This is a genomic window from Acidobacteriota bacterium (genome assembly GCA_016195325.1).
Taxonomy (GTDB): Bacteria; Acidobacteriota; Polarisedimenticolia; order JACPZX01; family JACPZX01; genus JACPZX01.
The window spans coordinates 16,053-27,205 of sequence record JACPZX010000119.1 but is presented as its reverse complement, the minus strand read 5'-3'; the positions used below and the strand labels follow the sequence as shown (position 1 = coordinate 27,205).

Annotated in this window: 10 protein-coding genes; 9 read left to right on the top strand and 1 reads right to left on the bottom strand. The window is 69.3% G+C overall.

From position 1 onward, the window contains the following. Together HY049_19675 and HY049_19670 are read left to right on the top strand one after the other, a co-directional pair. Positions 1–949: ABC transporter permease (locus tag HY049_19675; GenBank protein ID MBI3451120.1), on the top strand; the 949-nt coding region annotated here is incomplete at its 5' end. Positions 950–967: 18 nt separating this feature from the next. Beyond that, the gene (locus HY049_19670) at positions 968–1,909 is read left to right on the top strand and encodes a glycosyltransferase (protein MBI3451119.1); all 942 of its coding nucleotides are present in this window, start codon (positions 968–970) and stop codon (positions 1,907–1,909) included. Here HY049_19670 and uvrA read toward each other — a convergent pair. After that, a complete protein-coding gene (gene uvrA / locus HY049_19665; protein MBI3451118.1) occupies positions 1,799–4,651 on the bottom strand; it encodes an excinuclease ABC subunit UvrA in 2,853 nt (950 codons plus the stop codon). The two genes, HY049_19670 and uvrA, sit on opposite strands and share 111 nt — an antisense overlap. A gap of 256 nt (positions 4,652–4,907) precedes the next feature. Between uvrA and HY049_19660 the strand changes: the two genes are divergently transcribed. From HY049_19660 to HY049_19630, 7 genes are all read left to right on the top strand, one after another. Next, positions 4,908–5,132 carry a hypothetical protein gene (locus tag HY049_19660; protein MBI3451117.1) on the top strand — a complete coding sequence of 75 codons (225 nt, stop codon included), beginning with the start codon at positions 4,908–4,910 and terminating at the stop codon, positions 5,130–5,132. 246 nt (positions 5,133–5,378) lie between these two features. Continuing rightward, positions 5,379–6,101 (top strand): helix-hairpin-helix domain-containing protein, encoded by a 723-nt coding sequence (locus HY049_19655; GenBank protein ID MBI3451116.1) that lies wholly within the window; start codon positions 5,379–5,381, stop codon positions 6,099–6,101. Between the two features lie 28 nt (positions 6,102–6,129). After that, positions 6,130–6,792, top strand: coding sequence for a hypothetical protein (locus tag HY049_19650; protein ID MBI3451115.1), 663 nt, complete (start codon positions 6,130–6,132; stop codon positions 6,790–6,792). Continuing rightward, a complete protein-coding gene (locus HY049_19645; GenBank protein MBI3451114.1) occupies positions 6,789–7,709 on the top strand; it encodes a bifunctional 5,10-methylenetetrahydrofolate dehydrogenase/5,10-methenyltetrahydrofolate cyclohydrolase in 921 nt (306 codons plus the stop codon). Before HY049_19650 ends, HY049_19645 begins: the two co-directional genes overlap by 4 nt. 6 nt (positions 7,710–7,715) lie before the next feature. Further along, a complete protein-coding gene (locus HY049_19640; GenBank protein ID MBI3451113.1) occupies positions 7,716–8,372 on the top strand; it encodes a dephospho-CoA kinase in 657 nt (218 codons plus the stop codon). Then, positions 8,369–9,787, top strand: coding sequence for a TldD/PmbA family protein (locus HY049_19635; GenBank protein MBI3451112.1), 1,419 nt, complete (start codon positions 8,369–8,371; stop codon positions 9,785–9,787). The genes HY049_19640 and HY049_19635 overlap by 4 nt, the downstream gene beginning before the upstream one ends. Further along, positions 9,784–11,127, top strand: coding sequence for a TldD/PmbA family protein (locus tag HY049_19630; GenBank protein MBI3451111.1), 1,344 nt, complete (start codon positions 9,784–9,786; stop codon positions 11,125–11,127). Before HY049_19635 ends, HY049_19630 begins: the two co-directional genes overlap by 4 nt. The last annotated feature ends 26 nt before the right edge of the window (positions 11,128–11,153 follow it).

Here is an 11,153-nt window from a genome sequence, read left to right as displayed (position 1 = left end):
CGGCTCGCTCGACGCCTACCTCGTCGTCCCCGCCGACGCGCTGACCGGGACGGCCGAGCCGACGTTCTACGGCCGCACCGTCTCGGACATCACGAGCACGAGCCGCATCGAGCGCGCCCTCTCCGAGGTCTTCGTCGCCGAGCGGCTGAAGGCCGAGAGCATCGACCCCGCGAAGGCGAAGGCCCTGACCCGGCGCGTGGACATGCAGACGATCAAGATCGGCGCCCAGGGGCAGCAGAGCAAGAAGGGGTTCGTCGAGGAGTGGATCGCGACGATGCTCTACGTGGTCCTCCTCTACACGAACCTCATCCTCTACGGGAGCGCCCTCGCGCGGAGCCTGATCGAGGAGAAGATGAACCGCGTGGTCGAGGTGCTCCTCTCGTCGGTGACGCCGTTCGAGCTGATGGCCGGGAAGATCCTCGGCATCGGCTCCGTCGGCCTGACGCAGTTCGTCATCTGGTGCTCGACCGCCCTCGGCATCTCCGTCTACCGGGGCAGCCTCGGCGGGGAGGAGTCCCCGGTCGTGATCGATCCGAAGACGCTCGGGTTCTTCCTCCTCTACTTCCTCCTCGGTTACTTCCTCTACGCCGCCCTCTTCTGCATCGTCGGGGCGATGTGCACCACCGAGCAGGAGGCGCAGCAGGCGCAGCAGCCGGTCGTCATCATGATCGTCATCCCCATGGTGATCGCCTTCATGATCGTGCAGCAGCCGGCGAGCACCCTCGCGCGCGTCATGTCGCACGTTCCCTTCTTCTCGCCCATCGTCATGTTCATGCGGATCAACATCCTCCCGCCGCCGATGTGGGAGATCGCGGTCAACATCCTGGCGATCCTCGTGACGATCGGGGTGCTGGTGTGGGCGGCGGCGCGCGTCTTCAGAGTCGGGATCCTGATGACGGGGAAGAGGGCGACGATTCCCGAGGTCATCCGCTGGATAAAGGCGGCCTGAGGCGCATATTCAGGCCTCGTGATCTCCCGCGGCGCCCCCTTCCTGAGCCTCGTGCTTCCGGCCTACAACGAGGAGGCCTACCTCGAGCCGGCGGTGGCGACGGTGGCGACGCGCCTGGCCGCCGCGGGCTTCCCGTACGAGATCCTCGTCGTCGACGACGGGAGCACCGACGCCACGGCGTCGCGCGCGCGAGAGATCGCGGCCCGTCTTACGGCCCAGAGCCGCGCTCTCGACCTGGCCGCCTGGGCCGAGATGAAGGTGATCTCCTACCCCGCGAACCGCGGCAAGGGCCACGCGGTCCGCACGGGGGTCCTCGCGTCGACCGGGCGCTTCGTCGCGTTCATGGACGTCGATCTCTCGACCTCCCCCTCGTACATCCCCGCCTTCCTCACCGAGGCCGCGGCGGGGGCCGACGTCGTCGTCGCGACGCGCCGGGCCCCCGGCGCCACGACGATCCCGCCTCAGGGCCCTCTCCGGCGGATCGGGGGGAAGGTCTTCACGCGCCTCGCGTGCGGAGCGCTCGGATTGCCGAAGAGCACGACGGACGTGACGTGCGGATTCAAGATGTTCCGTGGAGACGTCGCGCGGGCCCTCTTCCTCAGGCAGAAGCTGGACGGCTGGGGGTTCGACGCGGAGATCCTCTTTCTCGCGCATCGGGCGGGGCTCAAGGTCCTGGAGCTCCCTATCCGCTGGAGCAACCGCGCCGACTCGCGCGTGCGGCTGTGGCGCGACGCCTTCCGCACCGCTGCGGAGCTCCTGGCGGTGCGCCGGCACGCGGCGTCGGGGGCGTACGGCCCCCCCGAGCTTGAGGTCGCGTCGGCGCCGAACGGCGACGCGGCGCTTCCGGCATCAGGCCCGGCGGCCGGATCTCGCGCTCCCGGTGCGGCGGCCGAGGAGGCGGGCGAGCCAGGCCCCGGTGTGGGAGGCCGCGACCTTCGCGACCTCCTCGGGCGTCCCTGACGCGACGACCCTCCCTCCCGCGTCCCCTCCCTCGGGCCCCAGGTCGATCACGTGGTCGGCGGTCTTGATGACGTCGAGGTTGTGCTCGATGACCACGACGGTGTTCCCCGACTCCACGAGCGCCTGCAAGACGCCGAGGAGCTTCCGGATGTCGTCGAAGTGGAGTCCCGTCGTCGGCTCGTCGAGGACGTAGAGCGTCCGGCCCGTCTCGGTGCGGCTCAGCTCGCGGGAGAGCTTGATCCTCTGCGCTTCTCCTCCCGACAGCGTCGTGGCCGGCTGGCCCAGCCGCACGTAGCCGAGGCCCACCGCCACGAGCGTCTCGAGCTTCTTCGCGATCGCCGGGATGTTCTCGAAGAAGGCGAGCCCCTCCTCCACCGACAGGTCGAGGATCTCGGCGATGTTCTTCATCTTGTATCGGATCTCGAGCGTCTCGGGGTTGTACCGCTTGCCGCCGCACGCCTCGCACGTCACGTGCACGTCGGGGAGGAAGTGCATCTCGATCTGCCGCACGCCGTCCCCCTGGCAGGCCTCGCAGCGCCCCCCCTTCACGTTGAACGAGAAGCGCCCGCCGGTGTAACCGCGCGCGCGCGACTCGGGGACCAGCGCGAGGAGATCGCGGATCGGCGAGAAGGCGCCGGTGTACGTCGCCGGGTTGCTGCGGGGGGTGCGGCCGATGGGGGATTGGTCGATGTCGATGATCTTGTCGATCCGGTCGATCCCCTCGATGCGATCGTGGCGCCCCGGCGGATCTCCCGCGCCGTGGAGCGAGCGGGCGAGCGCCTTGTGGAGGATCTCGTTCACCAGGGTGCTCTTCCCCGACCCCGACACCCCGGTGACCGCCGTGAGGACGCCGAGCGGAAAGGCGACGTCGATCTTCTTGAGGTTGTTCGCCGCGGCGCCGCGCACGACGATCGCGCGCCCGGGATCGGGGCGCCTCCGGATCCCCGGCGTCTCGATCGAGAGCCGTCCCGAGAGGTACGCCCCCGTCAGGGAGCGCGGGGCCTTCACCACGTCCTCGACGGATCCCTGCCCGACGATCTCCCCGCCATGCTCGCCGGCGCCGGGGCCCAGGTCGATCACGTGGTCGGCCTCGCGGATCGTCTCCTCGTCGTGCTCCACGACGATGAGGGTGTTGCCGAGATCGCGCATCGCCTTGAGCATCTCGAGGAGCCGCCGGTTGTCGCGCGAGTGAAGCCCGATCGACGGCTCGTCCAGCACGTAGAGCACGCCGCTCAGGCGCGATCCGATCTGCGTCGCGAGGCGGATGCGCTGGCTCTCGCCCCCCGACAGCGTGGAGGCCGTGCGATCGAGCGAGAGGTATCCGAGGCCGACCGACTCGAGGAAGCCCAGCCTCTCGAGGATCTCCTTGAGGAGCGGGCGGGCGATCGTCTCCTCGCTCGGGGTCAGAGGGAGCGACGCGAAGGTCGCCCGCGCCGCCGCCACGTCGAGCCCCGAGTACTCGTGAAGCCCGCGCCCCGCGAGCTTCACCGCCCGCGCCTCGGCCTTCAGACGCGCCCCCCCGCACTCGGCGCACGGCGTCACGGTCATCAGCTTCCCGATCTGATCGCGCACGGCTTGAGAGTGCGAGTCCTTGTACCGCCGGCGCAGCGTCGGGATCACCCCCTCGAACGACCGGCGGAAGGTGTACTTGCTCCGCCCTCCCTTCCACTCGAAGGTGAACTCCTCCTCACCCGATCCGTGCAGGAGGATCTCGCGGACCCGCGCCGGGAGCTTCCGGAAGGGGAGCCTCGGGTCGACGGGGTGCGTCTTCGCGATCGCCTTGAGGAAGATCTTCATCCACGTGGACGAGCTCCAGCCGGACGCCACGATCGCCCCTTCCTCGAGCGACAGATCGGGGTTCGGGACGATCTTCTCCGCGTCGAACTCCGGGCGCGTGCCGAGGCCGTCGCACCCGGGACAGGCACCGTACGGGGAGTTGAACGAGAAGGTGCGCGGGGCCATCTCGGGGACGCTCGTGCCGCAGTGGAGGCAGGCGAGCTTTTCCGAGAAGGTGATCTCCTCGCCCCCGGTGAAGGCGACGACGGCGAGGCCGTCCGCCTCGCGCAGCGCCGTCTCGAGGGAATCGACGAGCCGCCCGCGCACGTCCGCGGATACTTGAAGTCGGTCGACGACGATCTCGATCGTGTGGGCGCGCTTCTTGTCGATCTCCCCCACGCCGGCGATCTCGAGGCTCTGGCCGTCCACGCGCGCACGCACGAACCCCTTGCGCCCCAGCTCCTGGAGCATCTTCCGGAACTCCCCCTTGCGCCCGCGGACGACGGGGGCGAGGACCTGAAATCTGGAGCCGGCGGGGGAGGCGAGGACGCGGTCGGCCATCTGCTGCACCGTCTGCGCGGCGATCGGCCGGCCGCACGTGTGGCAGTGCGGCGTCCCGGCCCTCGCGAAGAGAACGCGGAGGTAGTCGTGGATCTCGGTCACGGTGCCGACGGTCGAGCGCGGGTTGTGCGAGGCCGATCGCTGCTCGATTGCGATGGCCGGCGAGAGCCCCTCGATGTGCTCCACGTCGGGCTTTTCCATCTGCTCGAGGAACTGGCGGGCGTAGGCGGAGAGGCTCTCGACGTAGCGGCGCTGCCCCTCGGCGTAGATCGTGTCGAAGGCGAGCGAGGATTTCCCCGATCCGCTCACCCCCGTGACGACGGTGAGGCGGTTTCTCGGTATCTCGAGGTCGAGGTGCCGCAGGTTGTGCTGCGACGCCCCCCGAATGACGATCTTCTCCTGCATCGGTGGCTCGAAGGTCCTGGGTCGGGAAGATCGCGAGCCTAGCACACCCGCGGCGGGCTGACGGGGTGCGGCGCCCTGGGAGCCATTCCCGTCGCGCCCTTGTCGGCAACTCCCGGGCGCGCCGGTGGGACATTATGGGACATTACGAACATTCACTATCGTTGGCTATGGACAATGGAGTTGGATAGGAGTACGGTTCGTGCCAGTGGATTTCGTTGGGAATGGTTCCCGACGAACGTTGAGCAGGAGAAGCACGATGAAGAAACTGATCGTTGTCGGGTTCATCTTCGTCCTCGCCGCCGCGGGCGCGATCACGTACGGAATCGTGACCGCCACCCCAGTGCAAGCCGCCACGATCGAGCAGTGCGAGGCATGTGGCTACCCGCACAGCATCTGTGTGGCCGGAAACGGCAATCCCTGTGTGCCGAATCCTGACATCTGCTTCAACCCGTACTCCTGTCAGTGCGAGCAATGCGGCTAGCCTTCTCCCACGCGAAAAGAGGCGCAAGCCGCGTCGCGGGGTTTGCGAATAAGTACCGTTAGATGGAAGCGGGCGGCGGTCGAGACCTCGATTCCCGTCGCCCGCCGTCTGCCGCTCGAGCGCATCAAGCTCTCGGCTCCCGCAGCGCTGTCTCGGGATTGCAGGATCCCTGAGCGGGCATTACTATCCCGCCCTCAAGACCCGCAGACTGACTGAGGGAACTTCTTTCCGAGGGAGCGCACCGGGATGACGAATCGATTCAATCGCTGGCTCGTTCTATCGGTGGTCGCGTTGGCGGTCTTCGCCGCCATTCCCGCTCCGTCAGCCGTCGCCGCCGCGGCCCCCCTGAAGCAGGCGCAGTCCGATGCGCTTCTGAAGGCGATGGTAAGTGCCGGCTCCAACGAGAAAACACTGACTGCGTACCCCGGAATCAGCGCCGGAACGGCGAGCCGCATTGCCACGCATCGCAAGGCCGGCAAGACCTTCGCGTCGATGGACGAGTTCCGATTGGTTTCTCAAATCTCCGACGCGGACTTCGAAAGGCTCGCAGCGAGGTTCAGCCGCTTGAACCCGGCGGCGGCGACCGCGGAAGTGAGCGAGGGGGAGAGCGCCGCAGGGAGAACCCCCAGTCCTGCGGCGATGAAGGGCAAGAAGTTCGCGGCGCAGGAGAAGACGTCGCCGACACCTTCCGCGTCTACGGATTCCGGCGGACGGAAGCTCAGCCTCGAGGTCCAGGGGGGCTACTATTCCACGCTCCCCGGCTACGACCTCACGAAGGTCGACGAGGCGAAGCGGAAGTCGTTCCTCGACACCGTGAATCGCGAGACGTGCAACTGCGGCTGCTCCGGCGAGACGCTCGGCTACTGCCTCGTGAACGACCCGGCCTGCCCCGTCGTGAAAGCTCGCGTCAAGAAAATCTACGCCGACATCGTCGGAGGCGCCCCGGCCGCTCCGGCTCCCGCGCACTGAACTCCGCGCTCGGGTACAATCGGCACGCATGAACTCCGGCCGAACCGCCATCCTCCTTCGCGCGATGCTTTTCCCCGGTCTCATGGGCCTCGCCGCTCTCGCGGCGCTCACGCCGCTCGAGGCCGGCAAGCCCAAAGAGTTCCACATCTCCGGCGCAGTCAAGGACGCGAAGGGGAAGATCGTCGCCTCAGACGAGCTGACCTTCGAGGCGTCCGGGATCCGGCTCGCGATCCGATACCTCGAGCCGGCGGACAGCGTCGCCGCGATCAGCTCGGTACTGGGGCACGACGTGGACCTCTTCCCCGGGCGCGACGAGACGTCCCCGGGGTACGCCGTCTTCGCCTTCCAGATCGAGAACCGCGGAGCCGAGGATCTCCTCTTCGAGCCCGGGCAGTGCCGCTTCATCACCGACAAGTACGACGCCGAGTTCCCCCTGGACTACTCCTCTTTATATGGCGTCGCCTCCAGGGCCCCCGGCGGGGGGGCGTCGCTCGAGGACCTCAAGAAGGTCATCTTCAGCGAGTCGATGACGGTGAAGCCCGGGGGCGCGGTGCGGAAGCTCCTCGTCTTCCCCGGACCCCGCGACCCGCGCTTCAAGGAGTTCGAGGTCCGCATCGGAGCCCTCCACAAGTCGGCGAGCGCCGACGTGGACGCGAAGTTCAAGTTCCGCAAGTTCTCGGTGGAGCCGTGAGACTTCTCGACGGGAAGAAGATCGCGGAGACGATCCGATCGGAGGTCGCCGCGGACGTCGCGCAGCTCCTCGCCACCGGCGCCGCTCCGCCGAAGCTCGTCGCCGTTCTCGTGGGGGACGACCCGGCGTCGGCCGTCTACGTGCGCAACAAGGTCAGGGCGTGCGGCCAGGCGGGGCTCGCGTCGGAGGAGATCCGGCGCCCGGCGGAGCTGCCCGAGGCGGCGCTCCTGGCCCTCGTCGCCGAGCTGAACGCGCGCGACGACGTCGACGGGATCCTCGTCCAGATGCCGCTTCCCTCCCACATCAGCGCGGCGAAGGTCATCGTCGCGGTGGATCCGGCGAAGGACGTGGACGGCTTCCATCCCGTGAACGTGGGAAAGCTCTGGGGCGCGGGGGGCGGGTTCGTCCCGTGCACCCCGCTCGGCGTGATGGAGATCCTCACGCGATCCGACATCCCCGTCGAGGGGCGCCGCGCCGTCGTCATCGGCCGCAGCGACATCGTCGGAAAGCCGATGGCCGCGCTCCTCCTGAAGCAGAGCGCGACCGTCACCATCTGCCACTCGCGCACGGCCGACCTCGCCGCGGTCGCGGCCCAGGCCGACATTCTCGTCGCGGCGATCGGGAGGAAGGCCTTCGTGAGGGAGTCGTTCATCAAGCCCGGCGCCACCGTGATCGACGTCGGCATCAATCAGGTGCGCGACGCCGCGGAAGCGGCCAATCTCTTCCCCGGGGTCCCCGAGCGCCTCGAGGAGATCCGGAAGAAGGGATACACCCTCGTCGGCGACGTCCACCCCGCGGAGGCGGCGCGCCGGGCTGGGGCCTTCACCCCCGTTCCCGGAGGGGTCGGACCGCTCACGATCGCGCTCCTCCTCCGGAACACCGTCCGCGCGGCGCGGGCTCGTCGCGGCGGCGCCTAACGGCGGATGGCCGTCCTGCGGGTCGGGCTCACCGGCGGCATCGCCTGCGGCCGATCCACGCTGAGCCGGTTCCTCGCCGAGCGCGGGATGCTCGTGCTCGACGCCGACGCCGTCGCCCACTCCCTGCTCGCCCGGGGCGGTGCCGCCGTGGAGGTCGTCGCCGAGGCTTTCGGCTCCCGGGTGCGAGCCGAGGAGGGGGGGATCAGCCGCAAGGCGCTCGGGAGAATCGTCTTCGCCGACGCGGCCGAGCGGGAGAAGCTCGAGAGGATTCTCCATCCCCGGATTCTCGCCATCCTCGACGCCGACGCCGCATCGTTCGAGGCGCGTCGCGGCACGGGGGTCGTGATCGTGGACGCCGCGCTCATGGTCGAGACGGGATCCTGGCGGCGCTATCAGCGGCTGGTGGTCGCGCACTGCCGCCGTGACGAGCAGCTTCGCCGTCTCATGGCCCGTGACGGCCTCACGCGAGGGGCGGCCGAATCGCGCCTCCTGGCGCAGCTTCCGCTCGATCGCAAGACGGCGCTGGCGGACTACCTTATCAGCACGGACGGAACGCTCGACGACACGCGGCGCGAGACCCTGCGCGTCGCGGATCTCCTGGAAGAAGACCTTCGATCACTCCCACGGCTCGCGCCGAGAACGCGAGGAGGAACCCCCTGCTGAGCCCTGATCTCGTCTCGGAAGTGCTGAAGGCCTCGCTCGCCTGCGGCGGCGAGCGCGCGGAGCTCTTCGCCGAGCGCACCGTGACCAATACGCTGCGGCTCGACGTCGCCCGCCTCGAGGAGGCGGCGGGGGGCGTCGACGTGGGCGTGGGTGTCAGCGTCTTCGACGGTGACCAGGTCCTCTTCGCGAACGGGAACCGCGTCGATCGCGAAGGGCTGCTCGCGATGGCCGAGAGGCTCGCGAAGGCGGTCGGCAAGGAGATGAAGGTCGACAAGATCGATCCGCGGCCGACGCCGCGACGCACGGTCTCGACGGTGGCGGTCCCGCCGGGTACGGTCGACACCGCGCGCAAGGTGGCGATGCTGCGCCGGGCCGAGGACGCCGCGCGCCATCACGACCACCGCGTCACCCAGGTGTCGTGCGCCTACCGCGATGCGGAGCAGAGCGTGCTGGTGGCCGGGAGCGACGGGCTCTTCGCCGCCGACCTGAGGGTCTACGTCACGCTGCATGTCGTGGCCGTCGCGCGCGAGCGCGACCAGATCCGCACCGGCATCGAGGCGCGCTCGGAGACGCGGGGGTTCGAGTTCTTCGACCTCGTGCCGCCTGAAGGAATCGGCCGCGAGGCGGCGCGGCAGGCGATCCTTCAGCTCGAGGCGCGCCCCGCCCCCGCCGGCACCTTCACGGTCGTCCTTTCGGCGAGCGCGGGCGGGACGATGGTTCACGAGGCGTGCGGCCACGGCCTAGAGGCCGACTTCATCGAGAAGGGGCTCAGCGTCTACGCCGGCCGCGTGGGGCAGCAGGTCGCCTCGCCCCTCGTCACCGTCGTCGACGACGGCACCCTCCCCAACAAGCGCGGCTCCTCCGTGATCGACGACGAAGGGGCGCCGACGACGCGGGTGGTGCTCATCGATCGCGGCGTCCTCCGCGGATACCTGCACAGCCGCCGGACCGCGCGCCACTTCAAGACGTCCCCGACGGGAAACGGCAGGCGCGAGTCGTACAGGCACCTGCCGATTCCCCGGATGCGCAACACGATGATCCTCTCGGGGGCGACCTCTCCCGCAGAGATCATCTCCGGAGTGAAGGACGGCATCCTCATCTGCCGGATGGGGGGGGGCGAGGTGGACGTGGCCACGGGGAACTTCGTCTTCAACTGCTCCGAGGCCTACCGGATCCGCGACGGCCGCGTCGCCGAGCCGCTTCGCGACGCGACCCTCGTCGGGAACGGCCCCGAGGTCCTCTCGACGATTGACGCGGTCGGCTCCGACCTGGGCTTCGGCGTCGGGACGTGCGGAAAGGAAGGGCAGGGGGTTCCGGTCGCCGATGCGCAGCCGACGCTCCGCATCCCGCGGATCGTCGTCTCGGGGACCGACAGCGAGCCGCCCGAGGCGGCGGCGCGAGGGGGCGCGCGATGAGCGACGCGATCGCCCTCGCCGATCAGGCCGTGTCGGTCCTCTCGGGGATGAAGCTCGAGGCCGAGATCTACCTCGAGGACAACTCCGTCACCAGCGTCTGCGTCGCGGGAGGGAAGACGGAGAGCCTCGAGCTGAAAGAGGAGCGCGGCGCGGGGATCCGCATCTTCGACGGCGGGCGCGTCGGCTTCGCGCACACCGCCGATCTCTCGGCGCAGGGGATCCGCGACGCGGCCGCCGCCGCCCGGTCGTTCGCGGCGCACACCGACCCCGACGCCGCCAACCGCCTCCCCGCGATCGAGGCCTCCGCCGTCGCCGATCCCGACCCGGGGGATCTTGCCATCGGCCGCCTGGAGGCGTACCGCAAGGCGGCGATCGCGCGCGCGATGGAGGAGGCGGCCCGGGCCGTCGATCCGAGGATCACGCGGGTGCGCCAGGCGCGCTACACCGACGTCGTCGGCCGCGTCGAGATCCGCAGCACCTCGGGAGTTTCCCGGGGCGCTCCGTTCGCGCGCGTGTACGGCTCGATCGAGCTGCACGCCGAGGAGAACGGAGAGTCCCAAAGCGGCTATGCGACCGACTACGCGCTCCGCTTCTCGTCGCTCGACCCCTTCAAGATCGGGCGCGAGGCGGCGCGCAAGGCGCTCGCCAAGCTTGGGGCCACGCGCCCCGCGACCCGGCGCACGGACATCGTCTTCACGCCGGAGGTGACGGGGGATCTCCTCGAGGCCTTCATGCCGGCCCTCGGCGCCGACAATGTCCTCAAGGGGAAGTCGATTTTCGCGGGAAAGATCGGCGGCCGGATCGCGTCGCCCATCGTCGATCTCGTGGACGACGGGAGGTTCCCGGGCGGCAACCGCACCTTCCCCTTCGACGGCGAGGGGAACGCGACGAGGCGCAACGTCCTCGTGGAGGGGGGGATCCTTCGCGGCTATCTCCACAACGCGTACACGTCGACGAAGATGTCGTGCGCCCCCACCGGGAACGCCTTCCGGCCATCGTACTCGGGCCCTCCGCGCATCTCCCCCAACATGATCTACTTCGTCCCGCAGGCCGCGACGCGAGAGGAGATCCTCTCCCGCGTGAAGAGCGGATTCTGCATCTCCGAGGTGATGGGGCTGCACACCGTCGATCCGATCACGGGGGAGTTCTCGCTCGGCGCCTTCGGGCAGGCGATCGAGAACGGGGCCCTCACGCACGCGGTGACCGGCATCGGCTTCGCCGGGACGGTCAGCGAGCTCCTCTCGAACGTCGAGGGTGTGGCTTCGGACCTCCGAATGCTGCCGTCGGGGAGCGGGGGGTCGACCCTCCTGGTCCGATCCGTCTCCATCAGCGGCACCTGACATTTCCTGTCAGTCGGACGCCCCCG

Coding starts and splice junctions, on each gene's coding strand:
- HY049_19630 (MBI3451111.1), top strand. CDS start 9,784: ATGAGCGACGCGATCGCCCTCGCCGATCAGGCCGTGTCGGTCCTCTCG.
- uvrA (MBI3451118.1), bottom strand. CDS start 4,651: ATGCAGGAGAAGATCGTCATTCGGGGGGCGTCGCAGCACAACCTGCGG.
- HY049_19660 (MBI3451117.1), top strand. CDS start 4,908: ATGAAGAAACTGATCGTTGTCGGGTTCATCTTCGTCCTCGCCGCCGCG.
- HY049_19650 (MBI3451115.1), top strand. CDS start 6,130: ATGAACTCCGGCCGAACCGCCATCCTCCTTCGCGCGATGCTTTTCCCC.
- HY049_19655 (MBI3451116.1), top strand. CDS start 5,379: ATGACGAATCGATTCAATCGCTGGCTCGTTCTATCGGTGGTCGCGTTG.
- HY049_19640 (MBI3451113.1), top strand. CDS start 7,716: ATGGCCGTCCTGCGGGTCGGGCTCACCGGCGGCATCGCCTGCGGCCGA.